The following is a 21,208-nucleotide window of genomic DNA, read 5'->3' as shown; positions in this document are numbered from 1 at the left end:
CAGTCTTTAAAGATCGTGATTACCCATACTACGTTCCATTTATCGCGATCACGGGGGATTTCCTGCTCCACTCTCGTTAGAGGAGTTTCGCATGCGCGCACGCGCGTACAAGGGCTTGCTGGCCGCGATCGTCGCGGCTTCGGCCATGAGTCTGCCCGTCGGTTCGGCCGCCTCCGCCAGCACGGAGCCGGACCCCGCGGCCCTCAGCAAGTCCGTCAAGGCGCCGTCCGTCAAGCGGCATCTGGAGAAGCTTCAGCAGATCGCCGACGCCAACGGCGGCACCCGTGCCTCAGGCACCCCGGGACACGAGGCGTCGGTCGCCTATGTGGCGGGGAGGCTGCGCGCCGCGGGATACAACGTGACCCTGCAGGAGTTCGAGTTCCCGTTCTTCCGCGTCATCGGCAAACCCGTGCTCAACCGGGTCACGCCCGACGCGAAGGCCTACGCGTCCGGTACCGATTTCAGGCCCATGACCTACTCGGGCTCGGGGAACGTGACGGCCGACGTGCAGGCCGTCGACCTGGTGCTGCCGCCGACTCCGGCGCCGAGCTCGACCTCGGGCTGTGAGGCCGCCGACTTCGCCGGGTTCGTCCCGGGCAATATCGCGCTGCTGCAGCGCGGCACGTGCAACTTCCAGGTCAAGGCCGAACTGGCCCAGGCGGCGGGCGCCTCCGGTGTGATCATCTTCAACGAGGGCCAGCCCGGTGAGGGGGCCAACGACCGCCGGGGCCTGCTGACCGGCACGCTCGGCGAGCCGACCACGCACATTCCCGTCGTCGGCGCCGCCTTCGCCGTCGGCAACGAGTTGGCCGCATCGGGGACGCGGGTCACGCTCACCGTCAACGCCGAGAGCGACCTGCACCGCAAGACGCGCAACGTGCTGGCCGAGAGCCGCTGGGGCGACCCGAACAAGGTCGTCATGCTCGGCGGTCACCTGGACAGCGTGGCGGAGGGGCCCGGTATCAACGACAACGGCTCCGGCAGCGCGGGCGTGCTGGAGACAGCCCTGAAGGCGAACCTCCTGCCCACCAGGAACAGGCTCCGCTTCGCCTTCTGGGGTGCGGAGGAGCTGGGCCTGCTCGGCTCCCAGCACTACGTGGCCAGCCTCTCGCCCGAGGAGAAGGCCAAGATCAAGCTGTACCTGAACTTCGACATGATCGCCTCGCCGAACTTCATCTACGGGATCTACGACGGCGACGACTCCGACCACACCGGTTCCCCGGCGGGCCCTCCCGGATCGGACAAGATCGAGAAGCTCTTCGAGGCGTACTTCACCGCGGTCGGCCAGCCGTACAAGGGAACCGACTTCACCGGGCGCTCCGACTACGGCCCCTTCATCGCGGCGGGCATCCCCGCGGGCGGCCTGTTCACCGGCGCTGAGGGCCTCAAGACTCCCGAGGAGGCCGCCACGTTCGGCGGTGAGGCCGGGGTGGCGTATGACAAGTGCTACCACCGGGCCTGCGACACCATCGCCAACATCAACGACCGGGCCTTGGCGGTGAACACCGGCGCGATCGCGACGGCGGCGTTCGTCTACGCCTACAGCCCCGTCCTTCCCGGCGGCACCGCCACTGCGGCGCCCGTCTCCAACCAGCGCAGGAGCGGTGACCTCCAGGCGCAGGACGAGGACCACGCGGGCGTGGCGCGGTAGTCCCGTCCCCCGGCGAGAGCGAGAAGGGGCACGGCCGGACGGCCGTGCCTCTTTTTGGCGTGTCTGGCTAGAGTCGGGGCATGTCGCTGGGTGAACTGCGCGTTCTGGGGGCCTGTCCGCTGGACTGCCCGGACACGTGCTCGTGGGTGGTGACCGTCAAGGACGGCGAGGCGGTCGGGATGCGAGGCAACCCCGACCACCCCTACACGCGCGGCGCGCTCTGTGTGAAGGTCAACCGCTATCTGGAGCACACCAGGGCGGCCGATCGCATCCTTCACCCGATGCGCCGGGCCGGCCCGAAGGGGTCCGGCCGCTTTGAGCGGATCAGCTGGGACGAGGCCCTCGAGGAGATCTCCGTACGGCTGCGCGCCATCGTGGACGAGCACGGCGGCGAGGCGATCTGGCCCTACCTGGGCACCGGGACGCTGGGCCACATCCAGGGCTGTGAGGGCGTCGCGGGCAGGCGGTTCTGGAACGTCCTCGGCGCCTCAAGGCACTTCCTGAACATCTGCTCGACCGCGGGGAACTTCGGCCTCCTGAGCACGAACGGCACGCCCGCCGGGATGGATCCCGAGACGTTCGCGCTGTCGAGGCTCATCCTGCTCTGGGGCACCAACACGCTGACCAGCGGCCACCACCTGTGGAAGTTCATCCAGGAGGCGCGGGCCGCGGGGGCGTACGTGGTGGCGATCGACCCGATCCGCACCAGGACCGCAGAGCAGGCCGACGAGCACCTGCCGATCAGGCCGGGCACGGACGCGGCCCTCGCGCTGGGGCTGATGAACGTCGTCCTGTCCGAGGGCGCGGAGGACCGCGACTATCTGGCCGCGCACACGAGCGGCTGGGAGGACTTCCGCGCGGAGATCCTGCGGCATCCCCCCGAGCGCGTCGCGGAGATCACCGGGCTGCCCGAGTCCGCCATCCGGGCCCTGGGAGTACGGCTCGCGCACACCCGCCCCACCGGCATCCGGGCCACGATGGGCGTCCAGCGGCACGCGGGCGGCGGTACGGCGATGCGGACGATCGCCGCCATCCCCGGCGTCACGGGCGACTGGCGTCATCCCGGCGGCGGGGTCGCCTACTCGACCAGCGGCCACATCCACCTGAACATCGACACCCGCGACGACCTGCTCGCCGCGCCGGTCAGGCAGCTCACGATGACCCGGCTGGCCGAGGGGCTGGACGAGTCGGTGAAATGCCTGTGGGTCTACGCCGCCAACCCGGCGGGCTCGACCTCCGACCAGAACCGCGTCCGCGAGAGGCTGCTGCGCGAGGACCTGTTCACCGTCGTGATGGAGCAGTTCCCGACCGACACCGTCGACTACGCCGACATCGTGCTGCCCGCGACCATGCAGATCGAGCACACCGACCTGCACTCGGGCTACGGGCACATGTACCTGATGTGGAACGAGCCCGCGGTCGAGCCTCCCGGCGAGTGCCTGTCGACCACGGAGACGTTCCGCCGCCTGGCCCGGCACATGGGGCTCACCGAGCCGTCCCTGTACGACTCCGACCTGGAGTTGGCCGAGCAGCTGCTCGCCTCAGGACACTCATCGCTTGAGGGGATCACGGTCGACCGGCTGCGAAAGGAGGGCTGGGTCAGGCTCAGTGTGCCGCGGCCGTTCGTACCGTTCACCGACGGCTTCCCCACACCCTCGGGCAAGATGGAGTTCGGCTCGGGACCCGCGTACGTGCCTCCGCACACGGCCTCGGCCGGCGGCGGGCCGTACCCTCTGGCCTTGATCACTCCCGCCTCGCACACGTTCCTCAACACCATCTTCGGCAACAACCCCGAGCTGCTGCGACGCTCGAAGGGGCCGAGGGTCCTGGTCAATCCGGAGGACGCCACGCCGAGGGGGCTGAGCGACGGGGAACGAGCCCGGGTGTTCAACGCGAACGGCGGGTTCGAGGCCGTGGTCGAGATCAGCGACCGGGTACGGCCCGGCGTCGTGGCCTCGACGAAGGGGCACTGGCGCAAGCTGAGCCCGGGGGGCTCGACGGTGAACGCCGTGGTCGACGAGCGTGACGCCGACATGGGCAGGGGCGCCGTCTACCACGACAACCTGGTCGAACTGGCCCCGCTGCGCCCCGTCCCGCCCTCCGACCCCAACGACTATGTCTTAAACGACATAGGTGAGGATACGGTGCCGCACGTCAGCGGCCCGTGAGATCCTGCCGCGATGACCTCGACACTCGGATACGCGATCCTCACGGCGCTCGCGCGCCGGGCGAGGTCCGGATACGAGCTGGCCACCGCCATGGGACACCCCCTGGGATATTTCTGGACGGCGCGGCACAGCCAGATCCATCCGGAGCTGCAGCGCCTGGTGGCGGCCGAACTGGTCACCTTCGAGCAGGTCCCTGGTCCGGGCCCGCAGCGCAAGAAGATCTACTCCATCACCGGCGCGGGGATCGACGCGCTGCGGAAATGGACGGTCGAGCCGCCACAGGCGCGCCCGGAGCGCGACGAGTTGGTGCTCAAGTCCTACGCCGCCTGGCTCGCCGACCCCGCGGAGACCACCAAGCTCTTCCAGATGCAGCTTGAGGCACACGAGCGGCGGCTCGCGGCCTACGAGGACGAGCGGGCGTCGTTCACGGACGTGCCCGGCTGCGAGAACCAACGGTTCGGCGACTACGCGACCCTGTGTCACGGGATCAGCTACGAGAGGCACCGCATCGACTGGTGCCGCTGGATGATCGACCAGCTCGGCGCGCGGCGCGACGCCGGTGCGACGCCCATGACCGCCTGGCACGACCCGCGACCGGGCGGGGCGCCCGCGCACTGACCATGACCGGGCGCGGCGATGATCAGCTCAGCGCGAGCTTGTATCCCTCGTGGGACGCGACGAAGCCGAGCGAGTCGTAGAACCGGTGCGCGTCCTTGCGGGCCTTGTCCGTGGTGAGCTGGACCAGGGCGCAGCCCCTGGCCCTGCCGCGCTCGACGGCCCACTCCATCATCTGCCTGCCCAGCCCTCCGCCCCGCACGGTCGCGGCGATCCTGACCGCCTCGATCTGCAGCCTGAGCGCCCCCCGCCGGGAGATTCCCGGAATGTAGGTGAGCTGCATGGTGCCCACGACCTCGCCGTCCAGCTCGGCGACGATCAGCTCGTTGTTGGGGTCGGCGTCGATGGCCTCGAAAGCCGCGCGGTGCTCGTCGCCGAAGGCGCCCTGGCGGGCGGCGGCGATCGTGTCGTCGGCGATCATGGCTACGATCAGCGGAACGTCGTCGATCCTTGCGGTACGGAAGGTCATCGGCATGGCCTCCAACCTATCGAGAGACAGACGTCAGAGGTGGATCAGGGTCTTCCCTCCAAGACCCACCCCTCCCATGCCTCTGCAGCAGGTAGGGGAAGGATCAGGGTTCCTCCCCGATGTGGACAGGGGGGATGGAAGGGCAATCTAAAGACATGAACGACGAACTCACTCGACGTGACGAGATGTCCCTCGCCGGTGCCGCCCTGCGTGGAGCCCCCTGGAGGACCGCCGCAGTGACCGGCGTCACGGCCGCGGCCGCCAGCTTCGGCATGGGCGTGATCCTGCCGGGTCCCGCAGACCTCACCTGGGCGCTGTCGCTGGGGATCAGCCTGTTCGCGCTGATCGCGGCCATCGGCTCGATCGGCAAGCCCAACTCCGGCGACCGGGTGACGCGGCAGGCCCGTCTGTGGGCGCTTCGCCGCCCCTGGCGGTTCTCGCTCTATCCCGCGCTCGGCGCGGCGGCGCTCATGTATCCGGTACAGCTCATCGTCGACGACGAGGGCGTGTTCGGCGCCGCGTTCGACGCGCTCTGGGGCGGCGTGGTGGTGTATCTGATCACCGCGGTCGTGGCCCTGACGCTCAAGGGACGGGGACGCCCTTCGCTCCCCCAGGGCCACTGAAACGCCCGGCCATTCGCCCACGCGCCCCCCGCCACCGCCGACACGCCCGCGACCACCGACGCCTCGCCACCGCCGACACGCCTCACGGCCGCCGAAACGCCTGGTCGACGCGCCTGGTCGACATGATGCGCACGGTGCGTCAGAACGCGCCAGGACCGCCGACGGACCCTGTCAGGGGTTCTTCTCGTACTCCGCGCGGCAGACGCAGAACTCGTTGCCCTCGGGGTCGAGCATGGTCACCCAGCCGGTGCCGTCGGGGTTGCGCCGATCGTCCTGAACCGTGGCGCCGATCCCGGCGAGCCGCTCGACCTCCTGGTCGCGGGTGGTGCCGTCCGAGCCCGTGACATCGAGGTGGACGCGGTTCTTGACCGATTTGCCCTCGGGGACCCTGATGAACAGCAGGTTCGGCCTGCCGATGACGAGAACCTCGTCATCGTCCTTCTCCGTCTCCGGATGGATCTCACAGCCGGTGGCCTGGCTCCAGAAGGCCGCCAGCTCGTACGGCCGGGCGCAGTCGAAGGTCACGTAGTGAACGTCAATCATGCCCACACCCAACCGCGACACCGTCTATCGCGTCAAGCTGGTTTCGGTTCGCCGGGCCCGCGCCCTGGAGCGCAGGTCACGGGCCACGCGAGAGGACTTGGGATGGCGATGGCCTCCGGGGTCGCGGATCAGTGCCCGCCGCCCGCGAGGTTGAGGCCGACGACGCCCACGAGGATGAGGGAGATGGAGGCGATCTTGAGGAACGACACCTCGTCGCCCAGGAGGAGCATGCCCAGGGCCGCGGTGCCGACGGCGCCGATGCCGGTCCAGACGGCGTAGGCCGTACCGACCTCCAGGCTCTTGAGAGCCATCGCGAGGAGACCGAAGCTGAGCACGGCGAAGACGGCGAACCCGATGCTCGGCAGCAGCTCGGAGAAGCCGTGGCTCAGTTTGAGTGAGTACGCCATGGCGACCTCGAACAGACCGGCGACGACGACGAGAACCCAGGCCATGACGGCTCCTCCTTCAGGAGCGTCGTCTTTTCCGACCGGGTACGGCGCGTCTCGTCCGGGAGCGTCTCCACTGAGCGCTCTACCGGGGCAACGCCTCGGCAATCACTTCGATTCCCACCAGAGTGTGAACCAGCGATCGCGCGGGACCGGCCACATGTCGAGCCGGACCACCGCGGCGACGACCTCATCCGCCCGCTCGGCGTCGAGACAGAGCCGCCTGCAGGCGCTCTCCGCCAGCTCCTCCAGCGTGGCGAAGCGGGACAGCGGGGCCAGGCGCTCCTCGTGACGCACCCGGTGGCCGAGCGCCTCGGCAACCGCGATCACGTCGTGGACCGTCGGCCGCTCCGGGCGGACGATCCCATGGAAATGCGCCCAGAGCGGGTTGAGCCAGCTCATCGGATGACGCTCGGTGAGCTCGAGGACGACCCGCGCCCGGGCGTGGCCGGACAGCTCGGCGAGGAACGCGGCCAGGTCCGGGACGTTGTAGACGACGTGGGCGGCGACCGCCACGTCCGCGACCGGGGTCCGGGCCGCCACGTCGGGCCAGCGCCCGACCAGGGTCCTGAGGGGGACACCGAGATCGGCCGCCCGCGACTCCAGCTCGGCGAGCATCCCGGCGGAGGTGTCGACCGCGATCAGCTCTCCCAGGCTCGCGGCCAGCGGCAGGGAGGCCGCCCCCGTGCCCGCGCCGACGTCCAGCACGCTTCCGCCTTCCGGGAGCGCCTCGGCGATCCGGGCCCGCGTCGGCCCCTCCGGCTCCGCGAGCGCCCTGTCGGTCCGCTCGGCGAACCGGGCGGGTGAATGTCCCCAGGGATTGGTCCGCGCCCGGGCCGCGATCTCGTCGGGGATCCCCCACAGCGCGAGGTCAGCGCGCCACCGCTCGTCCATGCGACGAGCCTAGAAGAGCCGCCGCCGATCCGCGGGCAGGAGACGGCGAGCGGGGGCGTCGAATCGACCGCGCCAGGAGGCACCGCAGGTCAGCGAGCCGCCCCTCGCCGTACGGCGGCGCGCCGTGGAACTTTTGGCTTCCCTTGCGGGATGTGACAAACGTCCTTGCCGGTACAGTTTTTTAGGGGTTACTGACGGGTAGCATTGCGAGTAAGGTTACTCACGAGTACGCAGCAGTCCGGTTCCCCCCGGTTTCAAGGAGCAGATCCCCATGGGCCACTACAAGAGCAACCTCCGCGACGTGGAGTTCAATCTCTTCGAGGTGTTCGGGCGCAGGGACATCCTGGGCACCGGCCCCTACGCGGACCTGGACGAGGACGTCGTACGGAGCATCCTCGACGAGGTCAACCGCCTCGCGACGGGCGTGCTGGCCGACTCCTTCGAGGAGGGCGACCGCAAACCGCCCGTCTTCGACCCCGCGACCGGCGCGGTGACGATGCCGGAGGGCTTCAAGAAGTCGTTCGCCGCCTACCGCGACGGAGGGTGGACCAACATCGGCCTGCCCGCCGAGCTGGGCGGCCCCGGCCTGCCGAACAGCGTCAACTGGGCACTCGCCGAGATGATCCTCGGCGCGAACCCGGCCATCTGGATGTACGCCAGCGGCCCCGCCTTCGCCTACGTGATGCACGTCATCGGCACCGAGGAGCAGAAGCGCTTCGCCCGGCTGGCCATCGACAGGCAGTGGGGCGCCACCATGGTGCTCACCGAACCCGACGCGGGCTCCGACGTGGGCGCCGGCCGGGCGAAGGCCGTACGGCAGCCCGACGGCACCTGGCACATCGAGGGCGTCAAGCGCTTCATCACCAGCGCCGAGCACGATCTGGCCGAGAACATCTTCCACCTGGTGCTGGCCCGTCCCGAAGGGCACGGCGTCGGCACGAAGGGCCTGTCGATGTTCCTGGTCCCGAAGTACCACGTCGACCTGGAGACCGGTGAGCTGGGCGAGCGCAACGGCGTCTACGTCACCAACCTCGAGAAGAAGATGGGCCTGAAGGCCTCCACGACCTGCGAGCTCACCTTCGGTGAGAGGCACCCGGCCGTCGGCACGCTGATCGGCGACGTGCACCAGGGCATCAGGCAGATGTTCATGATCATCGAGCACGCCCGGATGATGGTCGGGACCAAGGCGATCGCCACGCTCTCGACCGGCTACCTGAACGCCCTCGAGTACGCCAAGGCCCGGGTGCAGGGCGCCGACCTGACCCAGATGGCCGACAAGTCCGCCCCGCGCGTGACCATCACCCACCACCCGGACGTGCGCCGCGAGCTCATGCTCCAGAAGTCGTACGCGGAGGGAATGCGGGCGCTGGTGCTGCTGACGGCCACCTACCAGGACGCGGTGCAGATCGCCGGCTTCGAGGGCCGCAGGGACGAGCACGCGGAGGCGATGAACGACCTGCTGCTCCCGCTGGTCAAGGGCGTCGGCTCGGAGCGCTCCTACGAGCTGCTCGCCCGCTCGCTGCAGACCCTGGGGGGTTCGGGCTACCTGCAGGACTACCCGATCGAGCAGTACGTCCGCGACTCCAAGATCGACTCCCTCTACGAGGGCACGACCGCGATCCAGGGCCTGGACCTGTTCTTCCGCAAGGTCCTGCGCAACCAGGGCGCCGCCCTCGGCTCGCTGTACACCGACGTCAAGGCTTTCGCCGCCTCCGAGGCGGGCAACGGCCGTCTCAAGGAGGAGCGCGGGCTGCTTGAGGAGGCCGCCGACGAGGTCAAGGCCATGGCCGACACGATGGCGGGCTGGGCCATCGCCTCGCTGGAGAGCCCCGAGGAGGTCTACAAGGTCGGCCTCAACACCACCCGATTCCTGCTCGCCCTGGGCGACGTGGTGATCGGCTGGCTGCTCCTGCGCCAGGCCGAGGTGGCACTGGCCGCGCTCGGCTCCCTCGACGGCACGCCCGGATCGGGAACAGCCAGGAACGACCGGTCGTTCTACCTGGGTAAGGTGGCGGCGGCGTCGTTCTTCGCCAGAACCGTCCTGCCCCGCGTCGCCACCGAGCGCCGCGTGCTGGCGGACACCGACCAGAGCCTGATGGAGCTGCCGGAAGACGCCTTCTGACCCCGCCTCCGCCCGGCCCTCTCCTCCGGACCCGCCGTCCGGATCGGCCGCCCAGATCACCTGCTCCCGCGGCAGGCGAGAACGAGGGGTGGTCCTGCCCGCAGGACCACCCCTCGTTTCATATGTGCGTCATATGTGCGCACCCTTCCCGGCCACGCGTCCGCCGGGCCGCGTGCCCGCCGAACCACGTCTTCCTGGTCACGCTCCTTACGAGTCACGCGCCTTACGGGCTACGGGGTACATCTTCCGAGCCATGCGTCTTTCCGATGTCCTCCGGCGGCGCGCCGCCAGGTCTCGTGAGCGTTGACACGCGAACATAGTTATTCTCATAATGAGATTATCTGGACCTGAGAAGGACATGTCGTGGATGAGAACGAATCCGAGTTCCTGGCCGGGTACGACCCGCGCGCGTTTCCCGCGGTCGCCGTGACGGTCGACGTGGTCGCGCTGACCATTCTCGGGGGCGTGCTGCACGTGCTGCTGGTCGAGCGAGGTCAGTACCCGCACGTGGGGCGGTGGGCGCTGCCCGGGGGGTTCATCAGGCCGGGCGAGGATCTGCCGGAGGCGGCGAAGCGGGAGCTGGCCGAGGAGACCGGGCTCGCCCCCCGCGCGCACATCGAGCAGTTGGCCAGCTACGGGACACCGGATCGGGATCCGAGGATGCGGGTCGTCTCGGTCTCCTACCTGGCCTTCGCCCCCGATCTGCCCGACCCGAAAGCGGGGTCGGATGCGGCGGACGCCGCCTGGCACCCGGCCAACCGGCTGCCGGAGCTGGCCTTCGACCACTCGCGCATCCTCGCGGACGGCCTCGAGCGGGCGCGGAGCAAGCTGGAGTACACCCCGCTGGCCACCACGTTCGTCGGCGAGACGTTCACGATCTCCGAGCTTCGCGGTGTCTACGAGACGGTGTGGGGCGTCTCGCTGCACGCGGGTAACTTCCACCGCAAGGTCCTCTCGGTGCCCGGGTTCGTGGAGAGCACCGGGGAGGCCACGGAGAGCGGCGGGACCCGCGGCGGACCCCGCGCGAAGCTCTACCGCGCCGGGGACGCCCGTCTTCTCCACCCTGCGCTGCTGCGGCCCGCCAGGGAGGAGGAGGTCCGATGACCCCCAGGGAAGAGGCGATCGCGCTGGTCTGTGCCGCCCGTACCCCGGAGGACCTGTTCGGCGGGGAGTCGCCGAAACAGGCCTACCGGAGACTGGCACGGCTCCTCCATCCCGACCTCGCGCCCGGCCCCGAAACCGCGGAGGCTTTCGCCAAGCTGGCCGGGCTGTGGGCGGCGCACGGCGGGAAGAGCGCGGGAACCACACGCGGCGCGGGCTCCGAGACGGTGATCACCACGAGACGGGGAACCTACCGCGTCGGAAAGGTGCTCCGCAGGGGCGCAACGGCCGTGCTGTACGAGAGCGGCCCCGACACCCTGCTCAAGGTTCCGCGCAGCCACGCCGACAACGACCTCATGCGGCGCGAGGCGGACGCGCTCAGGACGATCGAGCGTGAGGGCGACCCGCTCCTGCTGCCGTACGTGCCCCGGCTGGTCGAGTCGTTCAGGCACCGCTCGGACGGGGTCGAACGGCAGGCCAACGTGATCAGCCGGGTCCCGGAAGGGTTCGTGAGCCTGGCGGAGATCACACGGTTGCGGCCCGTGCTGGACCCGAGGGACGCGGCGTGGATCTGGCGGCGGCTACTGGTCGTGATCGGGGCAGCCCACAAGGCCGGGGTCGTGCACGGCGCGGTGTTCGGGCACCACGTCCTGGTCCATCCGCTCGACCACGGCCTGGTGCTCGTCGACTGGAGCCAGTCGGTTCCGCTCGGCAGCCCGCTGACCGTCCTGGTCGCCCGGCACCGCGACGACTACCCGCGGGAGGTCCTTGAGGGCAGGCCCGCGACCGAGGCCACCGACATCAGGCTCGCCACCCGCTGCGTGGCCGCCCTCATGGGCGACCGGGCTCCCGCCGCGATCCGCCGTTTCGTACGGGGAAGCCTGATCGGCCCGCCCCGTGACGCCTGGCGGCTGCTGAGCGAACTCGACGACCTGCTCGACGATCTCTACGGCCCGCGGAAGTATCGGCCTCTGCACCTCTGAGGCCCGCTCCTGCCCGCCGCCGGACCCCGATCACCGCTGTGATCCGATCACCGCCGAGACCCGCGCAGGGAGGCGAGCAGTTCGATGGTCCGCGACCGCTCGTGCTCGGTGCCGAACGGGCTCACCACCAGCTCCGTCGCCCCGGCTTCCGCGTATCTCAGCAGCGCCTTCTCCACGGTCGTCTCGTCGCCCGCCACGACCGTCTCGTGAACCCCCGCCTTGCCCTGGCGGTCGAGGATGGTCCGGTAGCTGGAAAAGCTCGCGGTGAACCCCACCTGATCGGCCACCCGCTGCCGGACACCGTCGGGATCGGCGGTGACGCTCACCATGACCGTGGCCACGATCCGGGGATCGGGCCGCCCGGCCTCCGAGGCGGCGCGGGTGATCGCGGGCCGGATGTGGTCGGCGATCGCCTCGGGCCCCGTCCACACGGTCACCGTGCCGTCCGCGAGCTGGCCCGCGACGCGCAGCATGACCGGGCCGAGCGCGGAGAGCAGCACGGAGGGCGGCTTCGCGCCCGGCACGTCCACCTGTCCCGAGGCGGTGAGGGTCTGCCCCCGGTATTCGACGTGCTCGCCGCGCAGCAGCGGCCGCAGCGCCGAGAGGTATTCCCTGATATGCCGGGCAGGCCGGTCGTAGGAGTAGCCGAACTGCCCCTCGATGACCTGCTGGTGGCTGGGCCCGATGCCGAGGGTGAGGCGGTTCCCACTGACCGCCTGCGCCGTGAGCGCCTGCCCGGCCAGCACGAGCGGATGCCGGGGATAGGTCTGCACGATCGCGGTTCCCAGGTCGATGCCCGGCACCTGGCTCGCGCTGAGTGTCAGCACGGTGAGCGCGTCCCACGAGGTGAGCTGGCTGAAGAAGGCGCTGTCGAGCCCGGCCTCCGCCGCCGTGCGCACCTGTCCGATCATGGCGTCCAGACTCAGACCGACACCGCTGATGTAGAGGCCTGTCCTCACAAACCCTCATAAAGTGAATCGGATCCTCAGGTTCCGATAGCTCACGCTACATTAACCTGAGGCCGGGATTCCGCTTGACCGGCCAACGAAGAAGGGCGGATCCGTGCGAGCCGACGCGCGACGCAACCGCGAGCTCATCGTCACGACCGCGCTCGACCTGTTCGCCGAACACGGCGCGAGAGTGTCGATGGAGGAGATCGCCCGCGCCGCGGGGCTCGGCGTCGGCACCCTTTATCGCCACTTCCCCGACCGGCAGGCCCTGCTGGAGGAGATAGCCGTCGACACGCTGCAGCGGCTCATGACGTTCAGCAGAGCCGCCGCCGCGGAGGAGACGCCGCGCTGGCAGGTCCTGCGCCTGGTCGTCGAGCACTGCGCCGGGCTACCTCTGGGCCTGGCCAAGACGCTGTCGTCCACGCCGATCTCCCACCCCGAGCTGCCACGGCTCGAGCGCGACCTCAACGCCCTGTTCGAGCAGCTCGCCAAGGGCGCCCAGGAGGAGGGGACGCTGCGCGAGGACATCCCGCCCAGCGAGGTCATCGCCCTGCTCAACGTGGCCATCTGCCGCCCCGGGGCTCGCGCGGACGACTATCTGACCACCGTGATACTCGACGGCCTCAGGCGCTGAGCGCGCCGTACCCCCGCAAAGGGATCGCACGGCTTGACGCCGACCATCGTTATTCTCATAATGAGACTATCTCAACCTGAGAACAACAGAGGGAGTCAGCCCTCCGTCGCGTCGAAGCAGAGCCGTCTCCGAACGGTTCCGGCGGTTTCGGCGGTTTCGGCGGCTCGGCGGGAAATCCCGCGCCCCCTCGACGACCTTCACGGGCCCGGCAGGCACCGGCCCCGGCCCGGAATCAGGAGACCCCATGGGAAGCGGAATCTGGTCGACCGACGTCTACACCGCCGCCGCGAGCTACCGCGCCGCCAAGGGCACGAGCGCCTTCGCCTACAGCGACAGCGGCGCACGTACCGCGCACGAGGACCTCGACCCGCACGGCGTCACGGCCCGCGAGAGCCGCGACTCCGGCGAACACCCCGACACGCTCGCCGTCGCGGTCCTGTTCGACGTGACGGGCTCGATGGGCGGGGTGCCCAGAACGCTTCAGACCAAGCTGCCCGACCTGCTCGGCCTGCTGCTGCGCAAGGGCTACGCCACCGACCCGCAGATCCTCTTCGGCGCGATCGGCGACGCGACCTGCGACCGCGCCCCGCTGCAGATCGGCCAGTTCGAGTCCGACAACCGGATGGACGAGGACCTCGGCAAGATCCTGCTGGAGGGCGGGGGCGGCGGGCAGAAGACCGAGTCATACGAGCTGGCGATGTACTTCATGGCCAGGCACACCTCGCTCGACTGCTTCGAGAGGCGGGGACGCAGGGGGTACCTGTTCATCATCGGCGACGAGCTGCCCTATCCGAAGGTCAGCCGCCGTCAGGTCAGCCAGGTGATCGGCGACAGGCTGCGGCAGGACATCTCGACGAAGGAGATCGTGGCCGAGCTGACCAGGATCTACGACGTCTACTACATCCTGCCCGCGGGGGCGAGCAACTCGGGAGACGGCGAGGTGCTGACCGCATGGCGCGAACTGCTCGGCCAGAACGTGCTCGAACTGGACGACCTCGACGCGGTCTGCGAGACCATCGCGCTCACCGTTGGTCTCGGCGAGGACGCCATCGACCTGGACGAGGGGCTGGACGACCTCGACGAGCTCGGCTCGGCCGCCGGTGAGGCCGTGGGCAGGGCGCTGTCCAGGCTGGGCCGGCGCTCGCTCGTGGTGACCGAGGGGCTGGACGTCGGCGGCGACAGCGGGGTGATCCGCCTGTGAACAGGCGGATCAGGAGGGTCTCTCATGCGTGAACACGTGATCGTGACCGACCTCGGGTACGGCGACGCGGGCAAGGGGACCGTCGTGGACTGGCTCTGCGCGCAGGAGCCGGTACAGGCGGTGGTCCGCTTCAACGGGGGCGGTCAGGCGGCGCACAACGTGGTCCTGCCCGACGGGCGGCACCACACCTTCGCCCAGTTCGGAGCCGGAACCTTCCGGGGCGTTCCGACCCACCTGTCGCGCTTCACGATCGTGGACCCGCTCGCCCTGGCCTCCGAGGCCGCGAACCTGGCCAGGCTGGGCGTGCCGGACCCGTTCGGGCTGCTCACCGTGGACAGGGACGCCCTGCTCGCCACGCCGTACCATGTGGCGGCCGGGCGGGCCAGGGAGCTGGCCCGCGGCGAGAAGCGGCACGGGTCCTGCGGGATGGGCGTCGGAGAGACCGTCGCCTACGCCCTGGGACACCCGGCCCTCGCGCCGACCGTCGGCGACTGCGAGCAGCCCGTACGGCTCGCGCACAAGCTGCACGCCCTCCGCCGGGAGCTCGAGGCGGCCTGGTGGACGGCGGGGCCGGTGACGGGCCAGATGACGGTTCCCCCCGTCGAGGACTGCGTGGCGGCCTACCGGGCGTTCGCCGAGCGGGTGCCCCTCACGGACTCCGCGTTCGTGGACGCCCTGCTGCGTGAGGGCCCCGTGGTCTTCGAGGGGGCGCAGGGGGTGCTGCTCGACGAGTGGCACGGCTTCCATCCGTACACGACCTGGAGCACGACGACCTTCGCCAACGCGCTGGACCTGCTCGGCGGGGCGTCCGCAATGCGGCTGGGCGTGCTGCGCTCCTACACTCCCCGGCACGGTCCAGGGCCGCTGGTGACCGAGGACCGGACGCTGGAGACGGCCGAGCGGCACAACGGGACGGGCCTGTGGCAGGGCCCTTTCCGGGTCGGCCACTTCGACGCCGTCGCACACCGCTACGCGCTGGCGGTCGCGGGCGGGGCGGACGCGCTCGCGCTCACCCACCTGGACGTCCCCGTTTCGCGGATGTGCGTCTCCTACGACATCGGCGAGCTGCCGGTGGGGGCGACGGGTGACCTCGACGGTCAGGCGAGGCTGACGGAGCGGCTACTGGGGGCGCGCCCGCGCTACGTGGACGGCGTCGACGATTGGCCGGGGGCGGTCGCGGACGCGCTGGGCGTGCCGGTTTTCCTGGGCTCCTGGGGTCCCACCTCCACGGACAAAAGGCGCCTGAATAGTGTGATCGCGCCGGAGAGGGTATGACCGTCAGGGGGAGCACTTTGCCCGCCCATTACTCACCTGCTCGCGTCTGCTCACATCCGGAGGGCCTGATGGGTGTCGGGGTCAGCATCTTCTTTCTCACGATCGGCGCCATCCTCCGCTTCGCCATCGAACCCGACGTCCTGGGCAAGGATGTGCACATCGACGTCATCGGCCTGATCTTCATGATCGTCGGCGCCGTCGGGATCGTGCTGAGCGTCGTTCTGGCGCCCAGGCGCGGGAGGACGTCGGAGGAGCGCCTGATGCACCGCGAGAACAACCCCTCGGGAGACTAGCGGGGGATCTCGCGGCGTTCACCGGATCACCCCCGCCCGCCGACGCCGACCAGGTCCGCCTCTCCGCGAGAAAACGTCTCTCGGAGGGAAACGGGAGGCTGGCCGCCGAGGTCAGAAGACGAACTGCGCGGCGGCCCTCGTCGCCACGATGGGCTTGATGTGCTCGGCGATCACGGCCTGGTGCACCGGGTGGTCACGGTAGACCAGGTAGTCGTCGACGCTGTCGAAGTCCGCGACGACGGCGAACTCGTGGTTGCCCGGGTTCACGCCCGCGTCGGCGCCGAGGGTGTACGAGCGGATCTCCGGGATGATCCCTGTCAGCTTGCCGAGCTCGGTCGCGACCACAGCCTTCTGCTCGTCGGTGGCCCCTTCGGCCCAGGTGAACAGCACGACATGCCGGAACATGATCTTCCCTTCGTTCGGGTGCCCAGCAAGCGTACGGCCACGCTTTCCCGAAGGCGAGAACGGGTACCCGGTTCGCATTCATCATGACAGCGAGTTCCCTGCCTGAAATGGCATGATATGTACAATTTATTTCTTATTTATACAGGTATATGGGCCTTTGCCAAAGCATAAGTGCTTTGCGGTGTCGTGGTAGGTGCGTCTCCTGCGATGTTTGGGGTGTTCGAAGCCCAGGAGGGCGAAACCGTCTTCGCGTGAAACCGGAGGACCGCATGAGATTGAAGACTGCTGCCTCGTTCGTCGCGAGCACCATGGGCGCGGGACTACTCGCCGGAGCTCTCATCCCGGGTCCGGCCGGAGCCACGGTCACCCCCACCTCCACAACCCCGGCCGTCCAGACGGTCACCTCGGCGGGCTTCCTCGCGGGATGCTGCTGGAGGCGCCGCTGTTGTCGCTGCGGCGGCGGCTGCGGCTGGCGGGGCGGCGGCTGGCGGGGCGGCGGCTGGCGGGGCGGCTGGCGGGGTGGCGGCGGCTGGCGATGGAACAACTGGGACGGCGGCTGGGGCGACGACTGGTGGTGGTAGACGGTCGGCGGGGCGACCCGCCCACCTGAGAACCGCGCCAGGCCAGGAGAGATTTACGTTTCCCTTTCGGCCTGCCGGGAAAAGCCCGCCGGCCGGAAGCCGAAAAGTTATCGGCGGCCCTCACCAGAGGTGAAAACAAACGGACCGGATTGCCCTGCGGTTGAACCCGTTTCCCTTCCGGGGAACGGGTTCAACCACGTTTCCACACGGGACCACGGCTTCTCGGGTCCACACGGGACCACGGCTTTCCAGGATCGCCCCACCACACCGGGCGGCGGCTTCGCACGGCACCGATCCGGACCGTGGCCTCAGACCGGGCGCGGCAGTTCGCGTGACTCGCCGAGCCTGATCCTCACCCGGCGGGGGCGGTGGGCGGTTTCGAGCACGATCGTGCGAGCCGTATCGGGGATGAGGCGGAGATCGTGGGTGATGAGGATGGTCGTGCGGCCGGACATGAGCCGCCTGAGGGGTCCCATGATCCGCGCGGCGGTCGGCGGGTCGAGACCGGTCATCGGCTCGTCGAGGACGAGCACCGGCGCGTCACGCAGGATCGCCCTGGCGATGGCTATGCGCTGGCGCTGCCCGCCGGACAGGAGACGGCCACGCTGCCCGACGGGCGTGTCGTACTTCTGGGGAAGTCCGCTGACGAACTCGTGCACGTCCGCCAGGACGGCGGCCCTGACGATCTCGTCCATGCCGGCTCCGGGACGGCCGTAGGCGATGTTGTCGCGCACGGTTCCCGAGAAGAGCAGGTTCTCCTGCTGGAGGACCGTGACGGCGTCGCGCAGCGAGGGGCGCGGCAGGTCGCGGATGTCCACCCCGTCGAGCAGGATGCGTCCCGCGGTCGGCTCGTAGAACCGCAGCAGGAGCTTGGTGAGGGTGGACTTGCCCGCGCCACTCGGCCCGACGCACGCGACGAGCTCGCCGGGCTCGGCACTGAAGGACAGGTTCCGCAGCGTGGGGCTCGTCCTGTTCGGGTAGGTGAAGCCGACCTCGGCGAAGTCGATCCTGCCGCGGCTCGGCGTCGCGGGGGCGACAAGCCCATCACGGTCGGCGACGGCGGGCCCGGTCCGCAGGATCTCGATGACGCGGTCGGAACCCGCGGCCGCCTGGGAGACGGTGAGCGCGATCTGCCCGAGGCTCTGGACCGCGGGGTAGAGGGAGGCGAGGTAGGCGGCGAAGGCGAGCAGGCCGCCGATGGTGAGACGATCCGCCACGATCTCCCACGCGCCGAACCCGATGACGACGAGCAGGCAGATGGTCTCGATGACCTGGACGACCGGTCCGTACAGCGCGGAGAGCCTGGCCTGCGCCACGTTGGCCCGCAACCAGGTGCCGCCCTCCGCGTGCAGCCGCTCGGCCTCCGCCTCCTGGCGGTTGAACGCCTGGACGAGGGACTGGTTGGCCAGGCCCTCCTCGATGACGCTGTTCATGGCCCCGTTGCTGAGCCGCTCGCGCGCGGCGGCGTTCCTGAACCGCGACGCGAAGACCTTCGAGGTGATCAGGAACGCCGGGATCATCGCGAACGTCACCAATGCGAGGTCCCACCGAGTGTAGAGGGCCGCCCCGGCGAAGAAGACGATGCTGGCGACTGTCGTGAGGAGCCTGACCACACCGGAGCCGACCAGTTCCTCGATGGCCTCGATGTCGTCGGTGAGCCGGGCCATCAGGTCGCCCAGCCTGCGGTTGTCGAAGAAGTCGGGGGTCAGGGTCTGCATGTGCGAGAACACCGTGTCCCTCAGGCGCAGCAGGAAACGTTCGCCGCCGATGGAGGTCGCGTACGCGCCCACGAAGGAGGCCAGGCCCGCGACGACCATCAGGCCGAGCCAGGCGAACGCGGGATCCCAGAAGGCGCCCAGGTTCTGTCCCGCGAGGACCTCGTCCGTGATGTAGCCGAACAGCCGGATCGCACCGATCTCGCAGAGGGCCGCGACGATCGCCAGCAGTACTCCGGCCACGAACAACCGGCGCAGGCCCCAGGTGTAGGGCCAGAACCGCCCGAAGGTCTCCCTGATGGAGACCATGGGCGCGACCGGGGGTGCGGAGTCCTCCGCCGGTCCCGCCCCGTTCGGCGTTGAGGCCGAATTCGGTGAGGGGGCCGAAAACGAGAACCGGCGGGTAACCCGCCGGTTCGTCGCTGAGGGTACTACCACCAGCCGCCCCAGCCCCAGCCGCCCCAACCGCCCCAACGACGGCGTCGGCGGCATCCGCCCCACGCGAGCGGAGCACCGCTGGTCGGGAAGAGCTTGTCGAGTCTCATTTGGCTTTCCCTTCTGGCAGACCTTCCGTGAACTTTCAAATTCCGACAATAGCATCTATATGTGCATTAGCCACTAAATTCCAGCCGAATCGATGATGTTTTAACCAGTTATTCCACAGTCTTCCCCAACCCGCCGCGCCATCCCTTCACCCCTTCATCACAGCAGGTCACAGCCATCCCAAAACGGGGGCTCATTCGGCAAAGCCCGGCTCCCGAAAACCAAAAGGACGGACACACGAGATTCACGGAAGCGGCAACGGTTGACACGGTGAACAAGTCACTCCAAACTCCCCGCAATCCCCATAAACTCGCCACAAGAGACCTCCGAAAGGGCGGTACGGCAAACGAGAAGTCAAACTCGGGAGACGGCCCCGGGGAACGCAGGCGTGGAAGGCCGCGGACAGGGGAAGCGCGGGCGTGGAAACGGGACGAGCCCGCTCCCCCTGGAGGGAGCGGGCTCATCGTCGTTCACCTGACCGGCGCGGGCCGCGTTCGCATGGCCCGCGCGGACCGCGCCGTCTGTCAGCCCCAGGCGAGCATGCGCAGGGGGTCCTCCAGCATGGCTCCCACATCGCGCAGGAAGAGCGAGCCGAGCTCGCCGTCCACGATCCGGTGGTCGAAGGAGAGCGCGAGCGTGCACACCTTGCGCGGCACGATCTGCCCGTCGACCACCCAGGGAAGATCCCTGATCTGTCCGAAGGCCAGGATGGCCGACTCCCCCGGGTTGAGGATCGGGGTGCCCGCGTCCACTCCGAACACGCCCACGTTGGTGATCGTGATCGTGCCGCCCGCCATCTCGGCAGGCTGGGTACGGCCGGCCCGCGCGGTCTCCACGAGGGCTCCCAGAGCGCCCGCGAGCTCGGGCAGGGACAGGGCGTGGGCGTCCTTGATGTTGGGAACGAGCAGGCCACGCGGGGTCGCGGCGGCGATGCCCAGGTTCACCCTGTGCTTGACCACGATCTCCTGGCTCGCCTCGTCCCACGACGAGTTGGCCATCGGATAGCGGCGGGCCGCGATGAGCACCGCCTTGGCGACCAGGAGCAGCGGCGAGACCCTGACCTCGGCGAGGTCGGGAAGCTGCCGGAGCCGCCCGACCGCCTCCATGGTCCCGGTCACGTCCACCTGGAGGAACTCCGTGACGTGCGGCGCGGTGAACGCCGAGGCGACCATCGCCTGCGCGGTCGCCTTGCGCACCCCCTTGACGGGGATCCGCTCCTCGTCCTGCCACTGCCCCGCCGCGGCCAGGGCCGTGTGCTGGGTCGTACGGCCCGGCGAGCCGACCGCCGAGTGGACGTCGTCCCGGGTGATCGTCCCCTGCGGCCCGGTCCCGCTGAGCGTGGTCAGGTCGACCCCGAGGTCCTTGGCCAGCTTCCGCACCGGAGGCTTGGCCAGCACGGCGCCTCGTGGAGCCGTACCCGTCTCGGTCTTTCCCGCACCGTTCCTGCCGACGCTCCCTGCGGCACCCCCGGGGGCGCCCTGCCCCGCGGGCGCGGCGGGCCGGGCCTGCGGCTCGGCGACAGGCGCCACGGACGGCGGAGCGGGTGGAGCGGGTGGAGCGGCGGGAGGCTGGGCGGGACCGGCCTGCGACGGCTTGCGGGGGCGGCGTTTCGCCGTACCCGGCTTGACGCCGTAGCCGACCAGAACGGGCTGCCGCTCCTGCTTGGGGAGCGTGGGCACCATGTCGTCCGCCAGGGCCTGCCGGTCGTCGGAGACCGTGTCCGTCCCGGCGTCCCGCGTGGGTTCCGCGGCGGGGCCGGTGCCGTCGTCCACGGTGATGATCGGCCTGCCGACGTCCACGGTCTCGCCCTCGTCCGCCAGCAGGGCGGCGACCACGCCCTCGAACGGGCAGGGCAGCTCGACGACGGCCTTCGCGGTCTCGATCTCCACGATGATCTGGTTGACCTTGACCGGATCCCCTGGCTTCACGTGCCAGCGGACGATCTCGGCCTCCAGCAGGCCCTCTCCCACGTCGGGGAGCTTGAACTCCTTCATCT

At 69.6% G+C, this 21,208-nt stretch carries 20 protein-coding genes and 1 riboswitch; of the genes, 12 read left to right on the top strand and 8 right to left on the bottom strand.

Going from position 1 to position 21,208, the window contains the following annotated elements:
• Positions 1 to 91 precede the first annotated feature (91 nt).
• The 3 genes from AB0395_RS05210 to AB0395_RS05200 all read left to right on the top strand — a co-directional run bounded on the left by AB0395_RS05210 (position 92) and on the right by AB0395_RS05200 (position 4,437).
• On the top strand, positions 92 to 1,651 hold the full coding sequence (locus AB0395_RS05210) for a M28 family metallopeptidase (RefSeq protein ID WP_366277248.1): 1,560 nt from the start codon (positions 92 to 94) through the stop codon (positions 1,649 to 1,651).
• A gap of 80 nt (positions 1,652 to 1,731) precedes the next feature.
• Positions 1,732 to 3,819, top strand: coding sequence for a molybdopterin oxidoreductase family protein (locus AB0395_RS05205; protein WP_366277247.1), 2,088 nt, complete (start codon positions 1,732 to 1,734; stop codon positions 3,817 to 3,819).
• A gap of 12 nt (positions 3,820 to 3,831) precedes the next feature.
• Positions 3,832 to 4,437 carry a helix-turn-helix transcriptional regulator gene (locus AB0395_RS05200; RefSeq protein ID WP_366277245.1) on the top strand — a complete coding sequence of 202 codons (606 nt, stop codon included), beginning with the start codon at positions 3,832 to 3,834 and terminating at the stop codon, positions 4,435 to 4,437.
• Between the two features lie 22 nt (positions 4,438 to 4,459).
• On the opposite strand, the gene AB0395_RS05195 is transcribed toward AB0395_RS05200, so the two are convergent.
• A complete protein-coding gene (locus tag AB0395_RS05195; protein ID WP_366277243.1) occupies positions 4,460 to 4,909 on the bottom strand; it encodes a GNAT family N-acetyltransferase in 450 nt (149 codons plus the stop codon).
• Positions 4,910 to 5,058: 149 nt separating this feature from the next.
• Between AB0395_RS05195 and AB0395_RS05190 the strand changes: the two genes are divergently transcribed.
• Positions 5,059 to 5,526 (top strand): hypothetical protein, encoded by a 468-nt coding sequence (locus AB0395_RS05190; RefSeq protein WP_366277241.1) that lies wholly within the window; start codon positions 5,059 to 5,061, stop codon positions 5,524 to 5,526.
• Positions 5,527 to 5,697: 171 nt separating this feature from the next.
• Here AB0395_RS05190 and AB0395_RS05185 read toward each other — a convergent pair whose 3' ends face one another.
• The 3 genes from AB0395_RS05185 to AB0395_RS05175 all read right to left on the bottom strand — a co-directional run bounded on the left by AB0395_RS05185 (position 5,698) and on the right by AB0395_RS05175 (position 7,409).
• Positions 5,698 to 6,069, bottom strand: coding sequence for a VOC family protein (locus tag AB0395_RS05185; protein ID WP_366277239.1), 372 nt, complete (start codon positions 6,067 to 6,069; stop codon positions 5,698 to 5,700).
• Positions 6,070 to 6,197: 128 nt separating this feature from the next.
• Positions 6,198 to 6,521, bottom strand: coding sequence for a multidrug efflux SMR transporter (locus AB0395_RS05180; RefSeq protein ID WP_366277238.1), 324 nt, complete (start codon positions 6,519 to 6,521; stop codon positions 6,198 to 6,200).
• A 16-nt stretch (positions 6,522 to 6,537) separates the two neighbouring features.
• Positions 6,538 to 6,604: riboswitch (guanidine-III (ykkC-III) riboswitch) on the bottom strand.
• Between the two features lie 19 nt (positions 6,605 to 6,623).
• On the bottom strand, positions 6,624 to 7,409 hold the full coding sequence (locus AB0395_RS05175) for a class I SAM-dependent methyltransferase (RefSeq protein WP_366277236.1): 786 nt from the start codon (positions 7,407 to 7,409) through the stop codon (positions 6,624 to 6,626).
• Positions 7,410 to 7,680: 271 nt separating this feature from the next.
• On the opposite strand from AB0395_RS05175, the gene AB0395_RS05170 reads away from it, so the two are divergent.
• From AB0395_RS05170 to AB0395_RS05160, 3 genes are all read left to right on the top strand, one after another.
• Entirely contained in the window at positions 7,681 to 9,531 is a 1,851-nt protein-coding gene (locus tag AB0395_RS05170; RefSeq protein WP_366277234.1) for an acyl-CoA dehydrogenase, read from the top strand.
• A 363-nt stretch (positions 9,532 to 9,894) separates the two neighbouring features.
• Positions 9,895 to 10,635: an NUDIX domain-containing protein gene (locus AB0395_RS05165; RefSeq protein WP_366277233.1), complete on the top strand. Its 741-nt coding sequence runs from the start codon at positions 9,895 to 9,897 to the stop codon at positions 10,633 to 10,635.
• A complete protein-coding gene (locus AB0395_RS05160) occupies positions 10,632 to 11,615 on the top strand; it encodes a lipopolysaccharide kinase InaA family protein (RefSeq protein WP_366277232.1) in 984 nt (327 codons plus the stop codon). The genes AB0395_RS05165 and AB0395_RS05160 overlap by 4 nt, the downstream gene beginning before the upstream one ends.
• Positions 11,616 to 11,662: 47 nt before the next feature.
• On the opposite strand, the gene AB0395_RS05155 is transcribed toward AB0395_RS05160, so the two are convergent.
• Positions 11,663 to 12,574: an LLM class F420-dependent oxidoreductase gene (locus AB0395_RS05155; RefSeq protein ID WP_366277231.1), complete on the bottom strand. Its 912-nt coding sequence runs from the start codon at positions 12,572 to 12,574 to the stop codon at positions 11,663 to 11,665.
• Positions 12,575 to 12,677: 103 nt separating this feature from the next.
• Here AB0395_RS05155 and AB0395_RS05150 point away from each other — a divergent pair, with 103 nt between their 5' ends.
• The 4 genes from AB0395_RS05150 (at position 12,678) to AB0395_RS05135 (ending at position 15,968) form a co-directional block, all read left to right on the top strand.
• The gene (locus AB0395_RS05150; protein WP_366277229.1) at positions 12,678 to 13,199 is read left to right on the top strand and encodes a helix-turn-helix domain-containing protein; all 522 of its coding nucleotides are present in this window, start codon (positions 12,678 to 12,680) and stop codon (positions 13,197 to 13,199) included.
• A 244-nt stretch (positions 13,200 to 13,443) separates the two neighbouring features.
• Positions 13,444 to 14,400: a hypothetical protein gene (locus AB0395_RS05145; RefSeq protein WP_366277227.1), complete on the top strand. Its 957-nt coding sequence runs from the start codon at positions 13,444 to 13,446 to the stop codon at positions 14,398 to 14,400.
• A gap of 24 nt (positions 14,401 to 14,424) precedes the next feature.
• Positions 14,425 to 15,675 (top strand): adenylosuccinate synthetase, encoded by a 1,251-nt coding sequence (locus tag AB0395_RS05140; protein WP_366277226.1) that lies wholly within the window; start codon positions 14,425 to 14,427, stop codon positions 15,673 to 15,675.
• 68 nt (positions 15,676 to 15,743) lie between these two features.
• On the top strand, positions 15,744 to 15,968 hold the full coding sequence (locus AB0395_RS05135) for a DUF6458 family protein (RefSeq protein ID WP_366277224.1): 225 nt from the start codon (positions 15,744 to 15,746) through the stop codon (positions 15,966 to 15,968).
• Positions 15,969 to 16,079: 111 nt separating this feature from the next.
• On the opposite strand, the gene AB0395_RS05130 is transcribed toward AB0395_RS05135, so the two are convergent.
• Positions 16,080 to 16,373 (bottom strand): Dabb family protein, encoded by a 294-nt coding sequence (locus AB0395_RS05130; protein ID WP_366277222.1) that lies wholly within the window; start codon positions 16,371 to 16,373, stop codon positions 16,080 to 16,082.
• A gap of 269 nt (positions 16,374 to 16,642) precedes the next feature.
• Between AB0395_RS05130 and AB0395_RS05125 the strand changes: the two genes are divergently transcribed.
• Entirely contained in the window at positions 16,643 to 16,954 is a 312-nt protein-coding gene (locus AB0395_RS05125; RefSeq protein WP_366277220.1) for a hypothetical protein, read from the top strand.
• 308 nt (positions 16,955 to 17,262) lie between these two features.
• On the opposite strand, the gene AB0395_RS05120 is transcribed toward AB0395_RS05125, so the two are convergent.
• Positions 17,263 to 18,978, bottom strand: coding sequence for an ABC transporter ATP-binding protein (locus tag AB0395_RS05120; protein WP_366277218.1), 1,716 nt, complete (start codon positions 18,976 to 18,978; stop codon positions 17,263 to 17,265).
• Positions 18,979 to 19,736: 758 nt separating this feature from the next.
• Complete coding sequence (locus AB0395_RS05115) at positions 19,737 to 21,206, bottom strand: dihydrolipoamide acetyltransferase family protein (protein WP_366277216.1); 1,470 nt, start codon at positions 21,204 to 21,206, stop codon at positions 19,737 to 19,739.
• Positions 21,207 to 21,208 lie beyond the last annotated feature (2 nt).

Source organism: Streptosporangium sp. NPDC051023 (assembly GCF_040689595.1).
Taxonomy (GTDB): Bacteria; Actinomycetota; Actinomycetes; order Streptosporangiales; family Streptosporangiaceae; genus Streptosporangium.
Note: the sequence above shows the minus strand (reverse complement) of the source record. Positions and strands in the feature narration are given on the sequence as shown.

What these genes read in the sequence shown, in the direction of transcription:
- AB0395_RS05185 (WP_366277239.1), bottom strand. Translation starts at nt 6,069, where the DNA reads ATGATTGACGTTCACTACGTGACCTTCGACTGCGCCCGGCCGTACGAG.
- AB0395_RS05140 (WP_366277226.1), top strand. Translation starts at nt 14,425, where the DNA reads ATGCGTGAACACGTGATCGTGACCGACCTCGGGTACGGCGACGCGGGC.
- AB0395_RS05200 (WP_366277245.1), top strand. Translation starts at nt 3,832, where the DNA reads ATGACCTCGACACTCGGATACGCGATCCTCACGGCGCTCGCGCGCCGG.
- AB0395_RS05180 (WP_366277238.1), bottom strand. Translation starts at nt 6,521, where the DNA reads ATGGCCTGGGTTCTCGTCGTCGTCGCCGGTCTGTTCGAGGTCGCCATG.
- AB0395_RS05115 (WP_366277216.1), bottom strand. Translation starts at nt 21,206, where the DNA reads ATGAAGGAGTTCAAGCTCCCCGACGTGGGAGAGGGCCTGCTGGAGGCC.
- AB0395_RS05125 (WP_366277220.1), top strand. Translation starts at nt 16,643, where the DNA reads ATGAGATTGAAGACTGCTGCCTCGTTCGTCGCGAGCACCATGGGCGCG.
- AB0395_RS05195 (WP_366277243.1), bottom strand. Translation starts at nt 4,909, where the DNA reads ATGCCGATGACCTTCCGTACCGCAAGGATCGACGACGTTCCGCTGATC.
- AB0395_RS05145 (WP_366277227.1), top strand. Translation starts at nt 13,444, where the DNA reads ATGGGAAGCGGAATCTGGTCGACCGACGTCTACACCGCCGCCGCGAGC.
- AB0395_RS05210 (WP_366277248.1), top strand. Translation starts at nt 92, where the DNA reads ATGCGCGCACGCGCGTACAAGGGCTTGCTGGCCGCGATCGTCGCGGCT.
- AB0395_RS05175 (WP_366277236.1), bottom strand. Translation starts at nt 7,409, where the DNA reads ATGGACGAGCGGTGGCGCGCTGACCTCGCGCTGTGGGGGATCCCCGAC.
- AB0395_RS05120 (WP_366277218.1), bottom strand. Translation starts at nt 18,978, where the DNA reads ATGGTCTCCATCAGGGAGACCTTCGGGCGGTTCTGGCCCTACACCTGG.
- AB0395_RS05190 (WP_366277241.1), top strand. Translation starts at nt 5,059, where the DNA reads ATGAACGACGAACTCACTCGACGTGACGAGATGTCCCTCGCCGGTGCC.
- AB0395_RS05170 (WP_366277234.1), top strand. Translation starts at nt 7,681, where the DNA reads ATGGGCCACTACAAGAGCAACCTCCGCGACGTGGAGTTCAATCTCTTC.
- AB0395_RS05160 (WP_366277232.1), top strand. Translation starts at nt 10,632, where the DNA reads ATGACCCCCAGGGAAGAGGCGATCGCGCTGGTCTGTGCCGCCCGTACC.
- AB0395_RS05135 (WP_366277224.1), top strand. Translation starts at nt 15,744, where the DNA reads ATGGGTGTCGGGGTCAGCATCTTCTTTCTCACGATCGGCGCCATCCTC.
- AB0395_RS05130 (WP_366277222.1), bottom strand. Translation starts at nt 16,373, where the DNA reads ATGTTCCGGCATGTCGTGCTGTTCACCTGGGCCGAAGGGGCCACCGAC.
- AB0395_RS05205 (WP_366277247.1), top strand. Translation starts at nt 1,732, where the DNA reads ATGTCGCTGGGTGAACTGCGCGTTCTGGGGGCCTGTCCGCTGGACTGC.